Source organism: Roseovarius bejariae, from assembly GCF_009669325.1.
GTDB classification, from domain to species: Bacteria; Pseudomonadota; Alphaproteobacteria; order Rhodobacterales; family Rhodobacteraceae; genus Roseovarius; species Roseovarius bejariae.
The window spans coordinates 2,033,253-2,057,080 of record NZ_SZWE01000001.1 but is presented as its reverse complement, the minus strand read 5'-3'; the positions used below and the strand labels follow the sequence as shown (position 1 = coordinate 2,057,080).

Genomic DNA, 23,828 nt, shown 5'->3' with positions numbered 1-23,828 from the left:
GCTCTAACCCTGCGGCGTGCGCAACGCCCGCGCCTTGCCACGCTTCAACCCCAGGTGCCGTTCACGCAGGATGATGATGATCCCGGCAAGGATCACCAGACCCGCGCCGATCAGCATAGGCCCGGTCGGCACTTCGTCGAAAAAGACATAGCCGATCCCCAAGGCAAACAGCATCGAGGCATAATCGAAGGGGGCCACCACACTGGCATCGGCAAAGCGGTAGGCCGAAGTCAGGAAAATCTGCGCCGTGCCACCCAAAAGCCCCGCAAGGATCAGGTAAATCGTCTCTGTTCCACCCGGAATTGCCCATCCAAAGGGAATGGTCAGCAGCGACAACAACGTCGAGGTCATCGAGAAGTAGAACACGATCGCGCTTGTTTCCTCGCTCGCCACCAGCTTGCGGATATAAATCTGGGCCAGCGCTGCACATACCGCCCCCAACAACACCAGAACCGCCCCCACAGCCTGCGCTGTTTCCACGGTCGGCCCCGACAGGGTGCTCAGGCGCGGCGACAGCACGATCAAGACCCCGATCATGCCCAGCGCCACCGCCCCGATGCGGAACAGGCCCACCCGTTCGTCCAGAAACATCGCGGCGAAGACCACCGTCAACAGCGGCGCGGTATAGCCCAGCGCCGTGACCTCGGGCAGGGGCAACAGGCCCAGCCCGGCAAACATAAGCCCCATCGCCGTGGTGCCCACCACCCCGCGCCAGAAATGCCCCATGGGCGATTTCACCTTCAGTCCGGTGCGCAGATCACCGCGCAGGGCCAGCCATGTCAGGATCACCGGAATGGCAAAGAACGAGCGAAAAAAAACCGCTTCACCGGGCGGAACAGTATCGGACGCCGCCTTGATCAAGGCCGACATCACCACGAACAACATCACGGAACAGAGTTTCAGGGCAATACCCTTGAAAGGACTCATTGGCGCATCTCCTAATGACCAACCCATGCGCCCCGATGCGGCAAAGGTCAATCACCCTGAACTGCCCCTGTGTCTGCACGATTGACCCCGCAACTCCATGGGCAAAGCACACAAAAGCCCCGCGCGACGATCACGCAGGGCTATTCCTCCCGGGCCGCAGGCCCGCTATTCCGCCGCATCCCGCTTGGGCAATACCCAATCAGCGCGCGGGAAATGGCATGTGTACCCATTCGGGAAGCGCTCAAGATAATCCTGATGCTCCGGCTCGGCCTCCCAGAAATCACCCACCGGCTCCACCTCGGTCACCACCTTGCCGGGCCAGATACCGCTGGCCTCCACATCGGCAATGGTATCCTGCGCCACGGCCTTCTGCTCGTCATTGCAATAATAGATGGCCGAACGATAGCTCAGCCCCACATCATTGCCCTGCCGGTTCAGCGTGGTGGGGTCATGGATCTGGAAAAAGAACTCCAACAACTTCCGGTAACTGATCCGTTCAGGATCGAACATCACCTCGATCCCCTCGGCGTGGGTGCCGTGGTTACGATAGGTTGCATTGGGCACATCGCCCCCGGTGTATCCCACCCGGGTCGAGATCACCCCATCCATACCCCGGATCAAATCCTGCATTCCCCAGAAACACCCACCGGCCAGAACTGCACGTTCGCTCATCTCACGTCCTCCACTTGATCCAGGTAATCGCCATACCCTTCGGCCTCCATCTCGTCGCGATGGATGAACCGCAGGGCGGCGGAGTTGATGCAATAGCGTAGCCCGCCGCGATCTTGCGGCCCGTCGGGAAAGACATGGCCAAGGTGACTGTCGCCATGGGTGCTGCGGACCTCGGTTCGCACCATGCCGTGGCTGGTATCGGTCAGCTCATTCACATGCGCGGGCTCGATCGGCTTGGTGAAACTCGGCCAGCCACAGCCCGATTCGTACTTGTCCGCCGAGGCAAACAAAGGCTCACCCGAGACAACATCCACGTAAATCCCCGGCTCCTTGTTCTCAAGGTACTTGCCGGTGCCGGGGCGCTCGGTTCCGTTTTCCTGAGTCACCCAAAACTCTTCAGGCTCCAGCGCCGCGATAGCATCCGGGTTCTTCTCGTATTTCGCCATTCGGCCCTCCCGTGTCCTGTTTACCATATAACATGGGGCGAAAGGGCGCGTTTGAAAGGGTTCAACCGCCCTCGCCCACGTTCTCGGCAAAGGATTTCTTGAAGGCGTCCTGCTGATCGGTGCTGGCCTCGGTCTGATACTTGGCCTTCCACTCGTCATAAGGCATGCCATAGAAAATCTCGCGCGCCTCATCCTTGGACATCTCGATGCCGCGCGCGTTCGCGGCCTCCTGATACCAGCGGCTCAGGCAATTGCGGCAAAACCCGCCAAGGTTCATCAGGTCAATGTTCTGCACATCGGTCCGCTTTTCCATCAGATGCTCGCGCAAGGCGCGGAAGGCAGCGGCTTCCAATTCGATACGGGTCTGGTCGTCCATGGGGTCCTCCTGTCTGTGGCTCACAACATGCGCTTGGGCGCGGATGCGTTCAAGTCGGTCTTGAAACACGAACACAGGCCACGCCTTGAAGCGCGGCCTGTTGCCCTTGTCCGCCTGTCCGCCGTGTCAGATCGCGGCTTTCAGGCTCTCATCAAGGTAAATCTCACGCAGCCGCTTGGCCACCGGCCCCGGTGTGCCACCCCCAAGGCTGTCACCGTCGATTTCCACCACCGGCATGACAAAGGCACTGGCCGAGGTGACAAAAGCCTCGTCCGCCTCTTTCGCCTCGTCGATGGTGAACGAGCGTTCCTCGACCTCCATCTGCGCCTCCCGCGCAAAGCGCAGCACGGCGGCACGGGTGATCCCGTGCAGGATGTCGTTGGAAAGCTGCCGGGTGATGATCTTGCCACCCTTCACGATATAGGCGTTGTTGCTGGTCCCCTCGGTGACAAAGCCATCCTCGATCATCCAGGCATCGTCGCACCCGGCGGCCTTGGCCATCATCTTGCCCATCGAGGGGTAAAGAAGTTGCACCGTCTTGATATCCCGACGGCCCCAGCGCACGTCGTCGATACTGATGATCTTCAACCCCTTGTCCGCCTGCGGGCTGTTGGCAAGGCCGGGCTTGGACTGGGTGAAAAGAACCACGGTGGGCCGGGTGGTCTCGGCGTCGGGAAAGGCGAAATCGCGGTCGCCATCGCTGCCGCGCGTGACCTGAAGATAGATCAACCCGTCCTCGATCCCGTTCCGCGTCACCAACTCGCGATGAATCTCCAGCAGATCGTCGAACTCGGGCGGATACGTCATGTCCAGCTCGTTCAGCGAGCGTTCCAATCGCTTCGCATGACCCGCGAAATCAATCAGCTTGCCACCCAGCACGCTGGTCACCTCGTACACCCCATCGGCCATCAGGAACCCACGGTCGAAAATCGAAACCGTGGCCTCGCCCTCCGGCAGGTACTCACCATTCACGTAAACGGTTCGGGTCATGTCGTCTCTCCTCAGCCCCAGAGCGCCGCTTTGGGCGGATGCACCCCGGCCTCATCGAATATCAAAGCGTTGTCCCGGTCTTCTGCCAGAAGAAGCGGGCCGTCAAGGTCTGTTACCAAGGCGCCTTGCGCCACCAATGTCGCAGGCGCCATGGCAAGCGAGCTGCCGACCATGCAGCCGACCATCACCTTGTACCCTTCGGCCAAAGCCACTTCGCGCAGGGCCAAGGCCTCGGTCAGGCCCCCGGTCTTGTCCAGCTTGATGTTCACCACGTCATACTTGCCCTTCAGCCCCGGCAGGCTTTCCCGATCATGACAGGACTCATCGGCACAGACCGGCACGGGCCGCTCCATCCCGATCAGGGCCTCGTCCTCCCCCGCGGGCAAAGGTTGCTCCACAAGACTCACGCCGAGGCGCACCAGATGCGGCGCCAGATCGGCGTAAACCTCCGCCGACCAGCCCTCGTTTGCATCCACGATGATCCGTGCCTCGGGCGCACCGGCGCGCACCGCCTCCAGACGTGGCATGTCATCCGGCGTGCCCAGCTTGATCTTCAAAAGCGGTCGGTGCACATGCTCCGCCGCCTGCGCGCGCATCGCCTCGGGCTCATCCAGCGACAGGGTATAGGCCGTCACCTCCGGCCCCGGCGCGGGCAACCCGGCCAACTCCCAAACACGTTTGCCCGCTTGCTTGGCCTCCAGATCCCACAGGGCGCAATCCACCGCATTGCGCGCGGCCCCGGCAGGCAACAAACCCTGCAACGCCGCCCGGTCAAAGACCTCAGGCAACCCTTCGATCTCTGCCGTCACCGACTCCAAGGTTTCGTCATACCGCGCATAGGGCACACATTCGCCCCAGCCGGTCACGCCGCCCTCGCTCACCCGAACGGTCAAAACCTCGGCCAGCGTGCGCGAGCCCCGGCTGATGGTAAAAACCTGCGCCAGCCGGAAAACATCGCGCGTCACTGTAATATCCATGCCCCTGCCCTTTCTTCTTTTTCCAAATATCCCCGCCGGAGGGGTATCCTTTTTGTGTCATACGTTCTCATTGGGTGCCACCGGAATTAATTTTCCTTAAATTTCCGTGATTTATTGTATTATCACATCCCGGAATGAGCCCGGCAGTTTCACGCCAGAAAGTATAGAAAAGAAGGGATAATATCATGGCAAAATCTAATGCATTTACAGTCGTACAACTCAGATCTCTGCCTGCAGGCAAACATTGTGATGAGCAAGGCCTTTGGCTTCATAAGCGCGCCGATGGTGGCGCGCAATAGGTCTGCCGCTTTACCCTTTGGGGCCGCCAACGAGAGATAGGACTCGGATCATTCGGACGGGTCAGCCTTGCCGAGGCTCGCAAGAAAGCAGCATCGGCCCGAGAGCAGGTCAGCAATGATACAGACCCCATCAAACAGCGTCGTCTCGGGATTCAACAAGGTAACCTGAAATAAGGTCGGCTCTAGCCTCTGGCCTAGATGGCTTATGAGCCACACAAAGAGAGCCTCAAACACAATGGCTCGGATGGCGAATGGTTCACCCCCCTTACGGCTGCACGTTTTGTCAAATCTAGTGAAAATGCCAATAGTAAAAATCGATCAGGACGACATCACACATGCCCTGATTCCGATCTGGCACGAAAAACCGGTGACCGCCAAGAAGGCTGTTCCACGGCTGAGAAGCGTTTTCAAATACGCGCGCGCAATAATGTTTCCTTTTGAACCGGGCTGTTATCGAAGATGCGGTTATCATTCTCAAAGAAAACAAGAAGCGCGCGACACCGCATTTGGCACTTCCTTGGCAAGATCTCCCTGCGTTTTATGCAACCCTTTCAGATGATGACCCGGTACAACTGGCAATGAGAATGCTAATCCTGACGGGGGTTCGCGCGGACTCTGTCAACAACATGCGTTTCGAGCAAGTCCTGGGTCCCGTTTGGGAAATCCCACCACTCCACGTCAAGGGCCGGGCAGATAACGACCAAGGGTTTACTGATCCTCTCAGTTATGAGGCGCGACATGTCATCGAGTTGGCGGAACCGCATTCTCGAAAAGGGTATCTGTTTCCGAATGCAAAGGGCGGCCCGCTCAACAAGATGGCGATGCGCAATTTCCTCGCCGATAACGATATTCCCGCAACGCCCCATGTGTGAAGTGGTGCCAGAAAATCGGACAGTCGGCTAAGGTGTACCCCAAACTTTTGCAGGGATACGAGAATGGCAAAGCGCCGGAACTTTACAGACCAGTTTAAGGCCAAGGTAGCGTTGTAAGCGCCGCGTGGTGACAAGACCGTGTAGGAGGTCGCGGCAAAGCATCAACTGCATCCGAACCAAGTCAGCACATGGAAGCAACAAGCTATTGAGGGCATTGCTGATGTGTTCTCGGGTGGCAAGCAGAGCGGCCCGACCGAAGCCGAGGTGAAAGAGCTGCACGCCAAGATAGGAAGGTTCGCGGTCGAGAATGATTTTTTGTCGGAAGGGCTGAAGCGATGAGCCCCGAGAAGGTTGGCATCGAACGCCATCGGTCCGAGTGACATGCCAACCGCGATGAACAAGCGGGACTACCTGCAGCTCAGTATCAGTCAAAAATGCAAGCTGGTGCGGCTCAGCCGGCCGGCGTTCTATTCCACGCCTGTCGGGATCGATGCTGACACGCTGGCGATGATGAAAGAGAGCGATCGGGTGTTCGCCAAATATCCGTTCTTCGGCAGCCGCCAGATCGCAGCCTATCTGCGCCGGGAAGGGATCGCCATAGGACGGCATCGTGTAAGGCGGCTGATGGCGAAGATAGGTTTGGAGGCAATCTACAAACCCCCCCGAACCAGTCAGCCGCATCTCCGGCATCCGGTCTTCCCGTATTTGCTGAGAAAGATGCAGATCGATCGCCCCAATCAGGTCTGGTGCGCCGATATCACGTTCGTGCCTGACAAGAACGGCTTTCTCTACCTGGTGGTCATCATGGATTGGGCCACGCGCAAGGTGCTGAGCTGGCGGTTGTCGAACACGATGCACGCCGACTTCTGTGTTGAGGCTTTGAGCGAGGCCGTCGCCAAACATGGCCCGCCCGAGATCATGAATACGGATCAAGGCAGCCAGTTCACCGGATCGACCTGGATGACCTTCTACAATACCAAAAGGCCCCATTCCGCCCTTGATCGGCAGACGCATGACGACGCATATTGGGTAGGCTTGGAACAAAAAGAAGCAGCATGTAGCCTAAACCCGATACACCTTAGTGAAGCTGCAATACTGTCCGAAAAGTGGGACTGCTTCATTGCATTCTGGACATTGGGGTTTGAAATCCAATGTGGCGAAAGGGAATTCGTGGTCGGCACGGCAGCCGAAAGTCATAAACTCGTCGCAATAATGGGTAAAACGGTATCAGATTTGTTGAATTGTTCGGAGAGTGTACGACCTATTTATGACTGATCCGGCTCATGCTTCACCAAAAGGCGCATGACTGACCATCTCGAAAGAAATCCTCGATGAACGGCTGAAGGGCGTGGAGCGCCCTGAAAACCTGCTTGGCGACGCTGGGCTGATGAAAAAGCTGAAGATTAAGCTCATGAAGCGGATGCTTGGGGCCGAACTGACCAGGGATCTCGGCCATGAAGATGGTGAGTGTGCGCAGTCAGGCCAACCCAAACGGCATAACGGAACATCGACCAAGGTTCTGGAGGGGCAAGACGAGGAATTGCTTGTGGCGATCATGTGGGGCCAGGACAGCAGCTTCGAGCCGGAACTGATGAAGAAGGGCCAGCCTCGGATAGACGGCATGGATAACAAGATCATCGGGCTCAACTCCGCCGGGCTGGGGGTGCGGGACATCTAGGCATAGCTGCTCGATCTCTATGGCCCGAATGTCTCGCCCAACCTGTTTCAGCCGAGTCACCGATGTCGTGCTGGACGAGGTCTGCGAATGGTAATCACTGGCACTGTTCAGGATGGATCCCATCGTGCTCGTCGACGCGCAACTGATGAGATCCGAGATGCCGACAGCCAGACGGTCAAGAACAAGGCCGACTGTATCGCCCTCGGCTTCACCCGCAATGGCCAACGTAAGGTTCTGGGCCTATTGATTGCCGAGAACGAAGGCGCCAAATTCTGGTTCTCGATTATGAACGAGCTGAAGAACCTTGGCGTCCACGACATCCTGATCGCGGTCGTGGATGGCTTAAGCGCTTTCCGGATGCGGTCACGGCGGCCTTTCCTGACTCCATGGCCTAGACTTGCATTGTGTATCTGGTGTGCCATTCTCTGAACTTTTGCTCCTAGAAGGATCGCAAGGCTTTGGCAGCCTATCTGCGCCGGACCCATCGGCAGTTTGCCAACTTACAGTCAGTGCATTTCAGGCGAATCACTGCGCGCACGAAGGGGCAACCACATCTCTTTGTTTCCAGTTGGGAACACATAGCAATTAAAATCGAGAATTGTGCATGACGCAAACATACAGCAGCCGTTATTCTAGCCGGCCTTTACCGCCTGTGGTCGAAATTCTCCTGAGCAATCTTCATCCTAAGTTGTGTTTTGAGGCAGATATCCGTCAAATATTTGATTAGATTCGATTCTCCCGACCGAATGTGGCAAAATTTAGCGAACTTCATGTGCACTAGCGTCAACGGATTTTCTAAGATTGGGGCGCTTGAGCCAGCACCATAGATATTTAATAGAGGGGTTGGTAGATATGTTTAGTAATTTGGCAATAACGACGTTAGCGGTAGTCAACTTGGTAATGCTCGGCGTCTCCGGAGTTCAGGCGGCGACTTGGTATAACGATGCTACCTGCTCTAACAATGATTTGACCGAAGCATCAGCGGCCTGTTTCGGAGCGTATAATCCTGATCCCAAAAACGACAATAAAGTCAACTTCAACACCGATACATTTGACCCCGGCCATAGACCCGATGACGACTCTGTCAGCCCCGACGCGACCGTTGGTATTTTTGGTCTCACAGGGTGGATTTTCTATGACAAAGTCGATGAAGACGAGACAACAGATAATATTGGATTGACGGTGGAAGGTTTAAATGATTCCGATGGCACTTGGAATATGAAACCTGGCAGTCTTGATTCCTTTGAAGACGTTATGATCGTACTGAAAGCAGGAAATAATTTCATTTCTTATTTGTATGAAGACGTAAGTCTCGCTGAAGATGGTCACTGGGAGACCAGCGGACTTAACAATAAAGACCTCAGCCATCTATCGGTTTATGGACGGTACGGCATTATCCCGCTTCCCGCTGGTCTGCCACTACTGCTCTCGGCGCTTGGTCTTGGTGGTATTCTGCGGCTGCGTCAGCTGAAAGTTACATAAACCGAATCTTGATACTTTTAAAAATCATTCTTGGATAAAAAATGTGACGGTGGGATCTCGAACCGGCCTCGAACCGTAACTGACTGGGTGGACGCACCTTTCATAGGAAGTCCATGACCGCCATCATAGCCAACCTTGCCCGCAATCACAAAGACGCTCATGCCCTGCTTCTTCAATTCATAAATCAAAGCAATCTCCCTCAGTCCTTTCACCTGCACAACCCTGTCAGTTCCTAGTTCAGGGCATCAGGCTTGCGTCCCCCGACAGCGACAATCCCGAATAATTGAAGTTCAGAATTGCCTCTAACACTCACGACTGGGTAACATTCAAACAGCAGTTTTGGGGAGATTACGTCAGGCGGTTTAATGCCATGGCACGATGCGGTGCCTGCTGCTCCCGCCACGGAGGCAGTAGAGCTTGCCGATGAGGAACAAATGAACAGGCCCGCATTGCCCGACGCCGAAAAAATGCTCTGACAGGCTTTCTGAGGGTACTGGAGGATGCCCGCAGTCATTTGTGGGGCGTGGCGCAGTTGGAATGGATCCAGGGCCAACATTCGATGCCTGCTGCAACCCATCGAAAACATCCCATCAGCAGTGTCCGAGGAGAAGTTCTATGATTAGTGCAGCGAGTTCGATAAAGTCGCGTTAAACGAATTAATCAGCCTCCGGGAAAACCGGGGCGGTTCAGTTATGGGACATTGCTGGTGGTCGCGCAATCAAAATCAGGTGCTGGCTGTTCGCATTGGTAGCCATGATGGTCAGACAACATGTGAGCTTCAAATCCCCAACGGCAGGCATACTGTTTCCTGAACCCAAGGATCACGATTACATTGCTTCAAACAGCAGCTGGCGAGTACTGCGGCAACACAATTTTCGCGCTCGCCATTACTTGTTACCGCCATCGTCATGCAAACGCCATGACGGCTTTGAAATGTCTATGCCGCAGAGATGGCATCCTTAAAGCATTCATACCGCCCCTCGCAACCGGCCGAGAATAACTTGGCAAGTGCATATTGACACATACCGGGGAGGCTATGACAATTCACAACGCAGCGATGGGCAGGTCCGGCGGATATTTTCAGATGCAAAAAAGGCTTATCCTACTCAAGGTCCTGTGCACCAAATTAATCGTGGTTTTGCTGAGTCTGCCAGTCGACGCCAGAGAGATACTTCTGACCAAGAATGATATGGTTCAGATACAGCCCGGTGTCTGGGCAGCGTCGGGGGTCGAAGTACCCAAGCCCGACGAGGAATTGCCCATAGTAGGCGCCCAGAATACCGAGGACGGTGTAAGGCTCTTAAGGGTTTTCAAAGGTCAGGGTGACATCAACGGCTTCACGGGTGTCCTCTACGATAACCGCGACCGTGGCCACTCATCCCTTAGCCCAAACCTGTATCCAAACCTTTCGCACCTGAAGTACAGCTCCGATCTTGCCGCCAATGGCCTCGACTTTGGCCTTGCAGGCCGTGTCATATTTCCTGCCGTCGTGTTAGGAAATTCTTCAACGGCAATGACGGGCGGTGCAGCACCTCGCAGCCTACCGCGCCTTGCGATGACGAGTGCTTTCTGGCGCGCTGCCACAACGGCCCTTTACGCAAACAACCATATTTACGTCTATCCTGAGCACCGCGATTACGACGCCGAGGATCGTTTCCCAGTCAACTGGCCCTACATGATCATTAGTCAGGGGTCATCGTTCTCAGACCAGCCGTTCCTCAATGCTGTAGCCCTGACCCTCGCCGCCCTGCCCCGCGATACATTTGAATACCTGAGTGAGAAACGTCTAATCGCCCCAACCATTCAGATGATCCTGCGCCGGAACCTTAAGACCGTCTCAACACGAGCGGATTATTTGTCAGGAAAGGCGCATCCGCCTGCATTCGACAGTCGACTCATTCGCACGGGCCGAATGGTGGCGCAAGCCGCGAACTTGCGTCCGGAAGATACCCCACCGCTGGTGCGGTTGCGGGTCATTGATGAGGATTTCTCTGCAGCCGCTGGCCTTGCCAAGCTGGACGAACGCCTTCTAGATACCCCTGCCGCGATCGGACGTTTGTGGCGGGGCTTTGCTTGGAAACGCGAGTTGTTGATTACAGCCGAGGACACGTCTGCACCGAACGAGCGGCCCTTAACTTTCGAGTGGCGATTGCTACGCGGCGACCCACAGCGCGTCTGGATTGAACCGCAAGGAGCTGATGGCCGTACGGCCCGCATCCGTATTGCCTGGCATGACCCGTGGACCGAACTGGTCGCCCATGGCAAGAGTTTTAGCGAACGCCGCGTTTCACGAGTCGATATTGGGGTTTTCGCAGATAATGGCGTTCACGACAGCGCCCCAGCGATGATCTCTATTGACTTCCCCGAACACCAAGTGCGCCGATATACGAAGGGCAAAGACGGCGAGAAACGGCTTTTGTCTATTGATTACGATGCAAGCGGGCGCGACGCCTATTTCGACCCAGTGCTTTTCTGGTCAGCCGCGTGGACAGATAAGGCGCGCTATGACGAGAGTGGAACGCTATCGGGGTGGGAACGACACCATTCGGACAGTGGCATCACGGACTTTGTCTCGCATGATCCTAACGACCGGACAACGCAGTACGAGATTGGAAACGGCGACCGGCACATACCGACCCTCCGCCACGTGGCGGAGTGAAGGCACTTGCACAAAATACGCCTACTTGCGAAAATGAGCATAGACATGAGTGTACGAGGATCTGGGTTTTGTTTTAGATTACTTCTTGTAATGCCCTTCGGCCCTGTGTTGTATGCACTTTTTCTTTGCCAGAATGTCGCTGTTTTTATGGCTAACGCTTTCGCAAAGCCCAACAGACTACTGGAAACCCCTAGCGGCGACACTGGGTGACGCAAATATTGCAGTTTGGCGCGGCGCAGTAGGCCTGTAGCATCGCGCGTCTCTATGTCCGGGTGCTCCCGCGGGGAATTAAAGTCACACGCAAACTGCAATGAATACCGGGCATCCGACCCGCACTCCGCACAACCTGCGCCTTGACGTCGCAGTGGTGCTGCTGGCAACCTTTGATCACGACTGAGAGGCCGAAGCTCAGTTGAGGCGAGGTGCCGTCGCCGAAGTGATCCGGCAAGAACAGAGGTAGCACCCTGAGGAGAGGTGAAGGAATTGGCGTTCACCTGCCTTTTCATAAACGCCCGCCGCATCGACGTGCTCGGCATCTTTTGGAACGTCATCGGCGGAGTTAAATTTTAAACCAATGACGAATTGGCCTTCGTTTGTAGCCATAAGAGCGTGCAAAAGTCGGCGCTTGTCTTCTGCATCACTGCCTGCCCTTACATGATAACTAATTCGGCGCCTGCGAAGGTTGGCGTTATTGCACCATATGGAGGACCAATATGTGCTAGAGGAGATGCATCATTCTGCCGGCTGCAATGTCGCGATCGACTTTGTAGAACCCTCGGATATCTGCCGCTGCATCAGAGCCTCAGCCACCCGTGCAAAATCGGCATCCTCCAAAGATTGACCATACCACTGAGGCTCGGCGGGCTCGAAGCCATGCCGGCGAGCCATTTCGGATATACGATCTGCGTCCGCTAGGCTCAGATCCCGTCCGAGGCTGTAATCGTCTGTCTCTCCCTCAAGCGCCAGGAGCATGGTTTCACCGAGGCAGCCCCAGCACAGATCATCGGGCAGATTCTGGAAAGGCCCGAGGTTCACGGGAAATGGGGGGCTGACTAGACCACCGTCAAAGACGAGTACGCCTTTTTCCGAAAGATCAGCTTGGGCCACATTGGGGGGCCGCGCTACGTCACATACGATCGTACCCGGCCGAAGGTCTGTCGGATCCAGAACTGTCACCTCAGAGCTAGTAGCCACAAGGACCAGATCCGCCGTCTCTAGCGCGCTGTTCAGGTCTGTCGTCGCGCTGATCGGGACTGGTCGGCCATTTTCTACGCAGGCTCGGGTGAAGTCTTCTGCCACCCCCCTGGTCAATTCTGTGCCTTGCTGAGGAAGCAGGGTCTTCACAGCAGCACTCAATCCGCCTGCTCTTAGTGTCGGGGATTCTTTGGACAATGTGTGCACCACCTCATCAGTGACCCGGTCCAAGAACTGCTGCGCTTGCCTGTTACCGGCGTTACCTACCAAAGTCAGTTGGCCTGCCCGACGGGCGAGCATCAAGCTAGCCAACCGACCGATGGCACCGGTTGCTCCTACCACAACCACATGTGCACTGGCCGGATCAATCCCGACACGCTGGGCTGCTCTTTCAAGAGCTGTCACGCCAGACACTGTGGTAAGTGTATTACCGCTGGTAATCGGCACTCCGCGCCCTGAGACTGCGGCACCGCCATTGGTCACGATTGAGGTAAAGGCCCCTAAGCCAAACCGGTTCGCTCCGAACTCGGCCGCCATATCGGCGGACGCCTTTATCATGTTTCGTGCGTCTTTGCGGCCCTTACCAATCATGTCTTTGGGGAGGAGTGGAACGGACATGATCATACCATCGGCCTTGGCCCCGGTGTGGGAGGTGCCGCCCGAAACCGGCCATGCGAAACCTGGACCAACCTTCTTGACCCACTCCATCCAGTTGGCGCGTTCCTCAGGTGTGAAATCGGCAAAAGAAGGATCGGAGCGCAAAAGGTCTTCTTCCTGAGTGTAATGGATTAGGAAGCAGAAGCGTCCAGGCGTCGGCTTAGGAACAGTTCGGGCTGGACCCTGCTGAGGCACGTATGGCTCTGTTTCAGCCAGTTTCGCATGACGCTTCGGCGTCACTAGATGCCTCATAAGCGTGCGATAATCTCCGCGGTCGAGCACGTCACAGGTGGCCTCAAGCGCGTTGACACATTGATCGATCTCGGCCCGACCAGCGATCAAAGGAGGCTGTAAGCGCATCACTGTGGCGTCGTTGAAGACAGGAGCCGTCAAGACTCCCTCGACATTGAGCAGGTATGAGCTCAAGAGCCCAATGAAACCGCCATTCAGCCCGCAAAAGGCCATGGACGCAGAATCGCCCCGTTCGAACGGTTTTTGGAATTCAACCCCTCGCATGTAACCGCGCCCGCGAACTCCGCTCAACACCTCAGGAAAGCGTTGCTCAAGATCCTCTAGCTGGTCCTGGAAATATTGGCCATTCTGCGCCACCGCTTTAATCATGGCTCGGTCATCTGTTAAGAGTAAGTCTAGTGTGGCATTCGCCGCGGCACAGGCCAAGTTGTTGTTGGCGAAGGTCGAGCTGTGCAGGAAACCAAAACGATCATCCCAGACCTCGGGCCGGACGATGACGGCAGAAATCGGCATTAGACCACCGCCTAATGCCTTGCCGAGGAGCAGCATATCAGGCGCCTCGTTGCAGTCTTCGCAAGCAAACAGGCGGCCAGTACGACCCAGTCCGGTCTGAATCTCATCGATAATACTTAGCACGCCATACTTGCGGCAAAGCGCGATAACCGCATCAAGATATCCGCGTTCTGTAGGGCAGACCACACCCCCTTCGCCCTGAATAGGCTCAACGATGAAGGCTGCGATGCGTTCGTGATTGGCTGATAGCTCTGCTTCCAGCGCCTCGAGATCACCAAAATCAATATAGTCGAAGCCGCGCGCAGGTCCGCCAAAATCTTTTTGATACATAGGCTTGCCGGTGGCCGACAGCGCCCCCATGGTCTTGCCATGAAACCCATTACGGGTCGACAGAATGTGGTCGCGGCCAGTTCGCGCCCTTGCAAGCTTGATCGCGGCCTCGACCGCCTCAGCGCCCGAGTTCGCCAAGGTCACCACGCCCAGATCATGCGGAGCAATGCTGGCAAGCCGGTCAGCCAAACGTTCAGCTTCAAGCGCGCGCAGCGGCTGCACCATAGCGGGCCTAAAAAGGCTCTGTTGTTTGTGCAGTGCGTACCAGATTTCCGACGGATTATGGCCAAAAGGCAAAGCGCCATACTGAGACAGAAAATCCAAATATCTGCGCCCACCATCATCGATCAGTTGGCAGCCCGTGCCATGGGAGAGTTCAAGATCCAGCCCGAAGGTTTCGAGGAGGCTCGCACGCGTTGGGTTCAGTCCATTCATTCTGCTCTCCGATCATCTTTGACCAAGAATTGGTTATTAATCCATAACTCAGCAAAAGAATCGGGCGGAAGTTGGACGGAAACGGTCTGTAATTTTGACCAGAACTGTGTATGAAATGAAACCAATGCCAACAACTACAGTCGCCAAAGTTGCTCAGCGCACAGTTTTTCCGGCGCCCCGTCCCAGGCATGCCTCACACCCAATGGATCCGCGCGCAGGCTTACGCCTGTTAGATCCAGAGATTTCAGTTCGTGCCAGAAAAGGATGAGAATTGTTTGGATCCGCCATGGTTGCCTGCCTGTCTTGGTTATACCCCAATTTCTTAAAGGGATAGCTTAGGACAGATTCTAATACAAGTTGGGCCTCATTGATCCGGCGAAATGCCGCGCAACAGATCAAGAGTCGAGTACATGTAACTGAGTACGGATGGACCGTGGGTCAGGCAAAATGAAGATCGCTGGCATTTCTTTCATTGCCCAGAAATGAACCGCCCTATTTCAAATATTTTTGGGATAAGTCAACCCATTCCGGAGTATGGCATTTTCCAATTTCCGATAAGGCTGTCAAAAAGATCGGGCATACCAGTCACCTACAATTAAACCCTTCTCGAGTTCTTCAAAATACAACGAAAAATGCCATGAGAGTCTGAAACCCTCATGGCCTACCAATTTTCTATTCATACCGTTTGTCTCAAACGGGCGTACCGTTTTCAGGCTTTACGACGCCGACGTCTTCCAACTGCGGCGAAACCGCCTAGTCCACCAAGCAGCAGCAAGGCTGATGCCGGCAGCGGGACAACAGAGATTGACCCAATCGACCCATCAAATTCCGCTGTCTCAGATTCAACTGAAAAGGCTACTGCTCCAACATCAGTCCAATCGATGACCCCGGTAAATTCGTCGAACTTCAGAGTAGTTGAAAAATCAAGCTCATCTGTTGATGAAGGATTGATCAACGTTTCAGAAAAACGAGCCAAGTCACCGGTCGTGTCCCATACATACGCCTCAAACTGGAGCACCCCGTCGGCATCGAAACTAGTGACATCAAATTCGAATCGGCGATTTGTAATCGTGTTTCCCTGTAGGAAATCCAGCCCACCCAAACCGGCAGTGTCGACTGGGACACTCGCAGAAAACGCTTTTGGGAAATCAGGCGCGTCTGGACCTGGGACACTGTTAAAGCTGAATGTTTGCGCGGTCGCCCCAGCACCGTTACCGTCGTAAATCACGATCGCTTGACCCGTCGTCCCGCTTCCGTTGGTGAAATTGAGTTCGCCGTCCGAAGCCGATGCCTCAAATTGCGAACCGAAACTGTCGCCACCATCAGTCGAGACCCAGAGATCCCGCTCGCCACCGATAATATCCGCTCCAGCAGTGCTTTGGGAATCCGTAGCTGGATTGCCGCCAAAGTTAGAGGCTACGGCACCCGATGTACTAAAATCGTCAATCACCACCGTTGCCGCTGAAGCCGGCACTGCAGTACAAACCGCTGTTGCTGTCGCCAACATATAAATATTTATACTCTTCATAGCTTTTCCCCACAAAATTATGCAGCAATGACTTGCTAATTTCGTTTGGCAAGGCAAGACGCCGCTATTAACTTCTCTCTGGATGATAAGAGTCCTCGTGCATTAATGTCAACATGGCATGTCGGCAAAGGGAACTTTGAGGCACCGAATAGAGCAAACATGTTCAGGATTGTCGGAATTCAGGAAACAGTTGGTCAAAGGGGGGCTTATTGCGGGCGACCTGGAAATAATTAGATTGCTCATTGGGTTGATTATCTACCAAGAATCGGTTGGTAGGTCCGGGAGAAGCAGGCATCGCAACCCGAATCTACAAAACGTTGGAGGCGAAGCTGAATTCGAAACATATACTCCTTTTGGGCCTCATCACTGTGTGCTGCGTGATTGAACTCGCCCTGACCTCAAGCGAGCTCTACATGATCAAGCCCGCCCAATTGCGACGTTTAGTTTATGACTATGGAGCGTTCTGGCCCGGGCTTCTCTATAACTGGAAACCCAACTACACCGCACAGCCCATTGCGATGTTCATTACTTACGGATTTCTTCATACCGGGTTTGTGCATCTTGCCGTGAACATGATCACCCTGTGGTCGCTGGGCCGTGCCGTCCTCAACCAAGTAGGTCAAGTCAGCTTCGTTATCATTTATGCGGGGGCTAGCCTCGGGGGCGCTGCAGTGTTTGCCCTGCTTGCCCATGGTCTGCGCCCCATGGTGGGCGCATCGGGTGCGTTGTTTGGCCTTCTGGGTGCGATCCTCGCTTGGGAATACGTGGACACCCACACCGATCGTGAAGGGCGCCGGCACATCGTAAAGGTAATACTGCTGCTGGCAGGGTTGAACTTCGTGTTGTGGTGGGCAATGGATGGACAGCTTGCGTGGCAAGCGCATTTGGGAGGGTTTGTCGTCGGCTGGATGGCAGCGCTCTTAATTACCCGCAAGCCGTTAAAGGAGCACTGAAGCTCTCCGCGACGGCCTCGCCATTAGGTATCCAAGGGTAATTCAAGCGAGGAGATTACAGCAACGTCCTACCGATTTTCTACATTCAGTCGATGGGGGGGGATGGATCAGATTAAGCTAAGGTCAAATTATCTTCTGAAAAGTGATGCGTTTGAAGCGACGAATGCTGACGGCATCCTGTGCCCGAGATTGCCAGAGCGAAGCCATGCCAAGCACGCCCAAACCTTGGATTGGCGCCTCCGTTCCCTTTGAAGAGGAGGTTGAGAGCACGCATCGCAACAGACATCCTGTTCTTCTGACCTAGTTTGTCAGAATGCACGAGTACCTCTGAGACTTGCCTGTACACTGGCTGACCACGTTACCTGTCCGAAGAGCAAAAAATCACTTAGCTTGAAGCTTTACAATGCCGGTGTCTGCTTACAGCAGCCCAAGTTCACTGACAAATTGGGCGAAAAGAAAGAAAAACAATGAACCGGCACCCAACGTGTCATAGCTTCTGCGATTGATTTTTGACATTGTCGCTATGAATACTCGTTTACTTTCCATCATGGGGGTTGCTGCTGTGCTATTATTTTTGCTGCTTTTTGACTTTGTGTCCCGAGCAGACATTCATTATCCGAGCGATGATCTCCCACGCACAGCAATCGTGTTTACAGGCGCCTATGATCGCATTGACCTTGGGCTGGATTTGCTTTCTTCAGGACGTGTAGATCGATTATTTATTACAGGTGCAAACCGTACCTCTGGGTTGATTCCCGCCCGATTCCCTGAGCTGTTTGATCCGAACTCTGAGCAGGCCAATTGGATTGCAAATGAACGCATCGTCCTTGCTCCTGATGCCCATTCGACGTTCGAGAATGCCCTTGAGGCGGCGTGCTGGCTGGAAGGTGAGCCGAAAATTGAAGAGGTCGCGCTTATCACGTCCCAAAGGCATATGGCTCGCGCATCGGTGGCGTTGCAGCAAGCAATCGCCCCTACATCAGTTGTACGGGTGGTCTCAGATCCTTCAAATGAATATGACAAGTTCCAAATTGACCTCATCGAATTCAGTAAGTTTACCGCAACATGGGTTATCACGTTTTTGCCTAGCAAATTATGGCCAGCAACTGAGCCGACGATCTGTCTGGACGGTTGAACAAAGCGTTCATAAGAAACAAAATTACCTTGTCGCGCAAATTCCGTGGAGTTCGCAGAGGACGACGCCCTCTGATCAAGTACTTCGAGAGGTGCTGCAATAAAGATGCTGGCCAACAAATTGTCGCGGCAAACCTCAGCAATGCTGATGAGTGGGGAACATAATTAAGGTCTACCCGTCGCCCTCTGCAGACATGAGTGCAAATGGACGAGGGGGATTTGAGACGAGACGCACGTCACAGAAGAAAATATTAGACCCGCTCACAGTCATAGGGCCTTAGCATGGCACTGGTATCATATTGTCAGCTCTGAGAAGCGTAAACATGGGGCCATCCAATCGCGGGTCCAAAACGGTAAACAATATCTTGGAACTGCTTGGATCATCCACAAATAGACGCCATTTCAAAGGCAAAACTTAAGAAATCCCATAAAAACAAAGGCTAGGTCTTGTCGGGAAAGGCAAATTCAGCGACAAAATGCGAAATAAACTTGGTATGCGTTTGAACCTTTCCATGACCCCCAATTGAGGATTTTACCTGTGCGTATTCTTAGCCAACTCTCCCCCGCGGTGCTTTTGGTGATCAGCGCCTTGTTTTTGTCCGGCTGCAAGTCTGCGGAAGAGCGGGCCGAGGAACACTTCCAGAGCGCCATCTCGCTCGTAGAGGAAGGCGATGTTGACCGCGCGATGGTGGAGTTGCGCAATGTTTTTGACCTGGATAGCGGCCACACGGATGCGCGCAGAACAATGGCAGAGCTACAACTTGAACGGGGCAACCGCCGAGGCGCTTATCGTCAGTATCTGTTCTTGGCCGAGAAGGATCCTGATGATCTTGAAAGCCGCATCAATCTTGCCGAGATGGCCTTCGAGTTTGGGAGTTGGGACGAGTTGGATCGGCATGGTGCGCGTGCCGAGGAATTAGCTGCCAATGACCCACGCGTCGAGGCGATCGCCCTTGTCCGCGAATATCGAGCAGCAATCCGTGATGATGACGCCGCCGCGCGCCGCAACTTGGGGAGCCAAGCCGATGTGCTGCTCTCCGAGCAACCCAAAAATGTACTGCTGCGCAATATCCTCATGGATAACTCAATTCGCGAGCAAGATTTCACTCGAGCGCTTGCTGAAATCGATTGGATGATCGCTGACGACCCCACAAACAGTCGTTATCACAAAGAGCGTTTGCGAGTGTTGGCCATGCTGGGCGATATGAGTGCTTTAGAGACGCAGCTGCGGGAGATGATCAAACTTTTCCCAGATGATCCAGCGCACAAGGCTACGCTAATTCGCTTTTTTCTCTCACGGGACAATCTGGATGCAGCAGAAGCCCTTCTGCGTGACCTTTCAATCGCTTCAGCATCTGAAGATCCCGGCCCGACAGTTGATCTAATCCGTTTCCTCATGGAATTCCGTGACACCGAATCCGTCCGGGCCGAGATCGAGAAGGCCATCTCCGAGCGCTCCGATCCGGTGCCCTTCCAAATCATCGAAGCCCGTTTCGATTTTTCCTTAGGAAACCGCACAGAAGCGATTGCAGCGCTTCAGGACGTACTCGCCGAGTCCGACCCGTCAGAACAGTCCCGAGACATCAAGATCACCTTGGCCAAAATGCTGCTCGCCACCGGTAACGAGGTTGGCGCTCGTACCCACGTCGAGGAGGTTTTGGCCGAAGAGTCGACGCATCCCGAGGCACTCAAGATGCAGGCCGCTTGGCAAATCGAGGCTGACGATATCGATGCCGCGATCGGTGGACTTCGGATGGCGCTCGACCAGACACCTCAAAACGCCGAAGCGATGACTTTGATGGCAAGAGCCTATGCGCGTAGAGGACAACAGGAACTGGCTAGAGATTTCCTGGCCCAAGCTGTGGAGGCATCCGGGAATGCCCCAGAAGAGACCCTCCGCTTTGCCCAAGTACTGATTGGAGAGGAAAGTTATCTCCCTGCAGAAGACATCTTGTTGGCCGCGCTACGCCTCGCTCCATCCAATACCGACATCTTAATCGCTCTGGGGCAACTCTATCTTCGTATGGAAGATTTCGGCCGTGTTCGAGGCGTCGTCGACACGTTGCGCCGTCTAGGCAGTGAAAGGGCCATTCAGGCTGCCAATGGGATTGAAGCTGAGCGGCTCAATCAGCAGCAGGGCGTTGACGAGGCCATGTCCTTCCTGGAAAGCTTAAACAACGAAGCTGAGGCAACTCTTGCCACAAAGATTTCCCTCGTTCGCGCCAGGCTAGGTACCGGTGACAGAGCCGGCGCCCTCGCTCTCGCAGAGGAACTTAAACAGGAAACTCCCGACAGCGAGGCGCTGGATGTGGTTCTGGCCGCCGTCCATGTAGCAAACGACAATCTGGACACAGCCGAGGCACTCTATCGCGATCTCCTTGCTGCAAATCCGGCCCGGCCAAAACTATGGCGTGAACTGTCGCGATTGCAAATGAGGCAAGGGGATCGCGAGGCGGCCAAAGCCCTGATTGATAAGGGCCTGAGCCACACACCGGAAGACGCAGATCTGCTCTGGGCTAAAGCCTCTTTCCAGGAGCGCGACGGGAATATAGATTCAGCAATCGCGATTTACCAGACACTCTACGAAAAGAACTCCGACTCAGTTGTTGTGGCCAACAATCTTGCGAGCTTGCTCGCCACCTATCGCGATGATGAGGATAGCTTGGAGCGCGCCTGGACCATTGCTCGGCGCCTGCGTGACGCCAGTGCACCCGCGCTGCAGGATACTTATGGCTGGATCGTCCATCGACGCGGGAACAGCGCCGAGGCTCTGCCTTATCTCGAAGCGGCAGCACAAGGACTGCCAAGCGACGCTATTGTACAGTACCACCTGGGCCAAGTTTACCATGCGCTAGACCGCCCTCAGGAAGCGCTTGTACAATTCCGTAATGCAGTGGAGATCGCAGGCCCAACCGACACTCGGCCCCAGATAGAAGACGCAAGAACCTTAGTACAGAGCCTGCAAAACAGTGGCACAACAGAGAACTGAAATAAGGCCTTTCCATTCGAAGAATGACATGAATTGAACCCAGTCTTCTGCTGCCAGAATGTCCTAGTCTTATGACCGCCATATTGAAGGGCTCCGACTACGGGTAGATGAGAATTCAGTGGCAGGTCAGGATGCCTACGAGACCTGATGTCGTCACCCTGGCAGGCTTTGCGCTCGTCATCGCTGTTAGTGACATGTCTGCTTTGCACAACTAGTGACAATTCGACTTGGATGCAACGAGCCGGGTTCTTGGGATGAATCTTATGTGCAACACAGCAAAAAAATTGCTTGCTATAGATTGCCAATCCCCCTCTGTTTTGCCTTTAAGTGATCTCAATCATGCCGCTAAAAGTCGATAGCTCTTTGCGATAAGAGTGCCGTAGATAAGACACAAAAGGATCGGAAGTCGTTACATGGAAAGTTTGTCTATTCGCATGACAAAACTCTTGGTCGTTGCCGTCCTTGTGTCTGCCCTCGGTGCATGCGGTCTGCCACGACCTGGCCCAACCAAAAGTGAGATCCGTAGTCTTGATGGAGAAATCAACGAGACCCAAATCGTTGAGGTGGATGAACGCGTTAACCGTTTGGTTGCGGTTCAACCCAAATCTGGCTTTCCTGATAGCATCATAAAGCACGCCTCCTCGACGCTAGGCATAATCCGCCCAGGGGACACACTCTCTTTTACGATTTACGAAAACGTGGACGAGGGTGTGCTCAGCCGTGGAAATGGCGGGACCTCAACCCTCAACTCTCTCGAGGTTGATGAAGCTGGTTTCGTTTTCATTCCCTATGCCGGACGAATCCGCGCCGCAGGCAATACAACAGAGGCGTTGCGCCGGATTATAACTCGGAAACTGGAAGCCCTCACACCGGAGCCACAGGTCTTGGTCCAACGGGCCGCCGGTGACGATGAAACGGTCTCGGTTCTTGGAAATGGCATCGCTGCACAAGGGGTATATCCGATAGAACGATCCAGCCGCAGGTTGATGGAAATGCTGGCTACTGCCGGGGGAATCACGACCCCTCCCGAAATGACCCGCGTCAAAGTTTTGCGCCATCAACACAAGGGTGAGATCTGGTTTGAGGATGTCTATGACTATCCGGAATACGACCTCAAGCTACACGCAGGGGACAGGATCTTTGTTAACCGTGATCCTCGCGTTTTCACTGTCCTTGGTTCAACCGGAAAACAGGCGAATGTTCCCTTTGGGATGAGACAGCTATCAGCGCTTCAGGCGATCGCGCAGGCCGGAGGTCTGAATAGCCAAACGGCCGATCCAACTGGTCTGTTTGTGATACGCAAGCAAGATTCTGAAACTGTCAATAAGATGCTCGACCGCAACGATTTTGTTGGTGAGCAAAGCGTTATCTACGTGCTCAATCTCACGGAACCGAACGGTATTCCCCTCGCACAGGATTTCGACATTCGCGATGGCGACGCGATCTACGTGACAGAGGCACCGTTCGTGCAGTGGACCAAAACACTTAACGCAATCACTGGCACCGCAGGAGCAGTTAACACTGTAGAAGCGGTTGGGGACTGAAGAGGCCAACCATTTTGACCCCATTGACTGAAGCTTGGGCTGGCAATAGTTTTGTCGCTTGAGCGCTCATAAAGGCTGCTCAGTAAGTCCGTTCAAAAACAGCGCCGCCTGATTAAGGTGATATACACGTGCACGGTCAACAAGCCGGCTGCCACCAGCGCCATGGCGATATTCCGCCAAATTGTGCGTCGTCAGATAATTTGGGACATCAGAGATGTTTTCCGTTTGGAGGCTCTGGCTCCACCTTAATTGAGTTTATGCAGTTTGACTTTAGTATCTACACTAGTCTCTTTGAGCAGATGGGGACAGCAACCTCAGGCCTGTCATCCATGTGGGAAGCATCTGGTAGTCTTTCATTAGCTTATGAATACAACCCGGCCGCCCCTATCACCCTCCCAGCCGACCTCCCGCTCCTACTCAGTGGCCTCGGCGGACTTACTTGGCTGCGTAGCCACCAGAAGAAGACTGCGAACGCCTGATCGGCCGAGAACTCCTGGAACGGTGCGTAGTTTTTCCCGCCCCACTTCATACTCTCCTTCTGCCAGCCAGTGTAAATGATGGCTGTGGGGCACATGCATTTCAGCTTGATGGCGTAAAGTGTGCGCGCGAACCCCATACTTTGCCGCAACCGAATTTACCGTGATACCGGGCTCAAGCGTTTCCGCAACAATCCGTGCTTTGACCTCTTCAGGCCAGCGCCGCCGACCACCCAAGTAGATCACCACACCAAGCGACCTGAGAAACTCCGCCGTAGTCTCCATGGAGAAAATACTTCCCTGTTCAACAACAGGGATGACCTCGCAGAAACTGGAGAAGCAAAAAAAGTGGGGCACAGACACCGTTTTACCATAAACTCGTTCAGGACTATTTGTGATGATCAGCGTTATCGGACGTTTGAGCCCGAATTACAACCCAAGGTGG

Annotated in this window: 17 protein-coding genes and 4 pseudogenes; 11 read left to right on the top strand and 10 right to left on the bottom strand. The window is 54.6% G+C overall.

All coding sequences use genetic code 11. The annotated features are described in order from the left end of the window. Window positions 1-3: 3 nt before the first annotated feature. From FDP25_RS09820 to dgcA, 6 genes are all read right to left on the bottom strand, one after another. Window positions 4-927 (bottom strand): DMT family transporter, encoded by a 924-nt coding sequence (locus FDP25_RS09820; RefSeq protein WP_154151226.1) that lies wholly within the window; start codon window positions 925-927, stop codon window positions 4-6. A gap of 165 nt (window positions 928-1,092) precedes the next feature. After that, window positions 1,093-1,599, bottom strand: coding sequence for a peptide-methionine (S)-S-oxide reductase MsrA (msrA, locus tag FDP25_RS09815; protein ID WP_154151224.1), 507 nt, complete (start codon window positions 1,597-1,599; stop codon window positions 1,093-1,095). Further along, window positions 1,596-2,045 (bottom strand): peptide-methionine (R)-S-oxide reductase MsrB, encoded by a 450-nt coding sequence (gene msrB / locus FDP25_RS09810; protein WP_154151222.1) that lies wholly within the window; start codon window positions 2,043-2,045, stop codon window positions 1,596-1,598. Before msrB ends, msrA begins: the two co-directional genes overlap by 4 nt. Before the next feature lie 61 nt (window positions 2,046-2,106). Beyond that, window positions 2,107-2,421: a DUF1244 domain-containing protein gene (locus FDP25_RS09805; RefSeq protein WP_154151220.1), complete on the bottom strand. Its 315-nt coding sequence runs from the start codon at window positions 2,419-2,421 to the stop codon at window positions 2,107-2,109. 126 nt (window positions 2,422-2,547) lie between these two features. Further along, entirely contained in the window at window positions 2,548-3,411 is an 864-nt protein-coding gene (locus FDP25_RS09800; protein WP_154151218.1) for a D-amino-acid transaminase, read from the bottom strand. Window positions 3,412-3,422: 11 nt separating this feature from the next. After that, entirely contained in the window at window positions 3,423-4,388 is a 966-nt protein-coding gene (dgcA, locus tag FDP25_RS09795) for an N-acetyl-D-Glu racemase DgcA (RefSeq protein ID WP_154151216.1), read from the bottom strand. Between the two features lie 314 nt (window positions 4,389-4,702). Here dgcA and FDP25_RS17475 point away from each other — a divergent pair. The 6 genes and pseudogenes from FDP25_RS17475 to FDP25_RS09770 all read left to right on the top strand — a co-directional run. Next, window positions 4,703-4,861: pseudogene (locus FDP25_RS17475) on the top strand (Arm DNA-binding domain-containing protein); the annotation flags it as partial. A gap of 31 nt (window positions 4,862-4,892) precedes the next feature. Further along, a pseudogene (locus FDP25_RS17470) lies at window positions 4,893-5,099 on the top strand (hypothetical protein); the annotation flags it as partial. A gap of 25 nt (window positions 5,100-5,124) precedes the next feature. Then, window positions 5,125-5,559, top strand: coding sequence for a site-specific integrase (locus FDP25_RS09785; protein WP_154151214.1), 435 nt, complete (start codon window positions 5,125-5,127; stop codon window positions 5,557-5,559). Between the two features lie 63 nt (window positions 5,560-5,622). Further along, a pseudogene (locus FDP25_RS09780) lies at window positions 5,623-6,618 on the top strand (IS3 family transposase); the annotation flags it as partial. Between the two features lie 247 nt (window positions 6,619-6,865). After that, a pseudogene (locus FDP25_RS17465) lies at window positions 6,866-7,677 on the top strand (transposase); the annotation flags it as partial. 460 nt (window positions 7,678-8,137) lie between these two features. Beyond that, window positions 8,138-8,719, top strand: coding sequence for a hypothetical protein (locus FDP25_RS09770; protein WP_172982783.1), 582 nt, complete (start codon window positions 8,138-8,140; stop codon window positions 8,717-8,719). Window positions 8,720-8,736: 17 nt separating this feature from the next. Here the strand turns inward: FDP25_RS09770 and FDP25_RS09765 are convergent, their stop codons facing one another. Continuing rightward, complete coding sequence (locus tag FDP25_RS09765) at window positions 8,737-8,931, bottom strand: hypothetical protein (RefSeq protein ID WP_154151210.1); 195 nt, start codon at window positions 8,929-8,931, stop codon at window positions 8,737-8,739. 824 nt (window positions 8,932-9,755) lie between these two features. Here FDP25_RS09765 and FDP25_RS09760 point away from each other — a divergent pair. Continuing rightward, window positions 9,756-11,378, top strand: coding sequence for a hypothetical protein (locus tag FDP25_RS09760; protein WP_154151208.1), 1,623 nt, complete (start codon window positions 9,756-9,758; stop codon window positions 11,376-11,378). Window positions 11,379-12,110: 732 nt separating this feature from the next. On the opposite strand, the gene FDP25_RS09755 is transcribed toward FDP25_RS09760, so the two are convergent. Together FDP25_RS09755 and FDP25_RS09750 are read right to left on the bottom strand one after the other, a co-directional pair. Next, the gene (locus FDP25_RS09755; protein WP_154151206.1) at window positions 12,111-14,759 is read right to left on the bottom strand and encodes an aminotransferase class III-fold pyridoxal phosphate-dependent enzyme; all 2,649 of its coding nucleotides are present in this window, start codon (window positions 14,757-14,759) and stop codon (window positions 12,111-12,113) included. 709 nt (window positions 14,760-15,468) lie between these two features. Beyond that, window positions 15,469-16,287 carry a VPLPA-CTERM sorting domain-containing protein gene (locus FDP25_RS09750; protein WP_246175807.1) on the bottom strand — a complete coding sequence of 273 codons (819 nt, stop codon included), beginning with the start codon at window positions 16,285-16,287 and terminating at the stop codon, window positions 15,469-15,471. A gap of 317 nt (window positions 16,288-16,604) precedes the next feature. Here FDP25_RS09750 and FDP25_RS09745 point away from each other — a divergent pair, with 317 nt between their 5' ends. The 4 genes from FDP25_RS09745 to FDP25_RS09730 all read left to right on the top strand — a co-directional run bounded on the left by FDP25_RS09745 (window position 16,605) and on the right by FDP25_RS09730 (window position 22,907). After that, window positions 16,605-17,240, top strand: a complete 636-nt coding sequence (locus FDP25_RS09745; RefSeq protein WP_246175806.1) for a rhomboid family intramembrane serine protease — start codon at window positions 16,605-16,607, stop codon at window positions 17,238-17,240. A 502-nt stretch (window positions 17,241-17,742) separates the two neighbouring features. Then, window positions 17,743-18,375, top strand: a complete 633-nt coding sequence (locus tag FDP25_RS09740; protein ID WP_172982782.1) for a YdcF family protein — start codon at window positions 17,743-17,745, stop codon at window positions 18,373-18,375. A gap of 537 nt (window positions 18,376-18,912) precedes the next feature. Further along, on the top strand, window positions 18,913-21,363 hold the full coding sequence (locus FDP25_RS09735; protein WP_343032015.1) for a tetratricopeptide repeat protein: 2,451 nt from the start codon (window positions 18,913-18,915) through the stop codon (window positions 21,361-21,363). 434 nt (window positions 21,364-21,797) lie between these two features. Next, entirely contained in the window at window positions 21,798-22,907 is a 1,110-nt protein-coding gene (locus FDP25_RS09730) for a polysaccharide biosynthesis/export family protein (RefSeq protein WP_246175805.1), read from the top strand. A 413-nt stretch (window positions 22,908-23,320) separates the two neighbouring features. Here FDP25_RS09730 and FDP25_RS09725 read toward each other — a convergent pair whose 3' ends face one another. Then, window positions 23,321-23,746: a transposase gene (locus FDP25_RS09725; RefSeq protein WP_343032014.1), complete on the bottom strand. Its 426-nt coding sequence runs from the start codon at window positions 23,744-23,746 to the stop codon at window positions 23,321-23,323. Window positions 23,747-23,828: the final 82 nt, after the last annotated feature.

What these genes read in the sequence shown, in the direction of transcription:
- FDP25_RS09820 (WP_154151226.1), bottom strand. Translation starts at nt 927, where the DNA reads ATGAGTCCTTTCAAGGGTATTGCCCTGAAACTCTGTTCCGTGATGTTG.
- msrA (WP_154151224.1), bottom strand. Translation starts at nt 1,599, where the DNA reads ATGAGCGAACGTGCAGTTCTGGCCGGTGGGTGTTTCTGGGGAATGCAG.
- msrB (WP_154151222.1), bottom strand. Translation starts at nt 2,045, where the DNA reads ATGGCGAAATACGAGAAGAACCCGGATGCTATCGCGGCGCTGGAGCCT.
- FDP25_RS09805 (WP_154151220.1), bottom strand. Translation starts at nt 2,421, where the DNA reads ATGGACGACCAGACCCGTATCGAATTGGAAGCCGCTGCCTTCCGCGCC.
- FDP25_RS09800 (WP_154151218.1), bottom strand. Translation starts at nt 3,411, where the DNA reads ATGACCCGAACCGTTTACGTGAATGGTGAGTACCTGCCGGAGGGCGAG.
- dgcA (WP_154151216.1), bottom strand. Translation starts at nt 4,388, where the DNA reads ATGGATATTACAGTGACGCGCGATGTTTTCCGGCTGGCGCAGGTTTTT.
- FDP25_RS09770 (WP_172982783.1), top strand. Translation starts at nt 8,138, where the DNA reads ATGCTCGGCGTCTCCGGAGTTCAGGCGGCGACTTGGTATAACGATGCT.
- FDP25_RS09760 (WP_154151208.1), top strand. Translation starts at nt 9,756, where the DNA reads ATGACAATTCACAACGCAGCGATGGGCAGGTCCGGCGGATATTTTCAG.
- FDP25_RS09755 (WP_154151206.1), bottom strand. Translation starts at nt 14,759, where the DNA reads ATGAATGGACTGAACCCAACGCGTGCGAGCCTCCTCGAAACCTTCGGG.
- FDP25_RS09750 (WP_246175807.1), bottom strand. Translation starts at nt 16,287, where the DNA reads ATGAAGAGTATAAATATTTATATGTTGGCGACAGCAACAGCGGTTTGT.
- FDP25_RS09730 (WP_246175805.1), top strand. Translation starts at nt 21,798, where the DNA reads ATGACAAAACTCTTGGTCGTTGCCGTCCTTGTGTCTGCCCTCGGTGCA.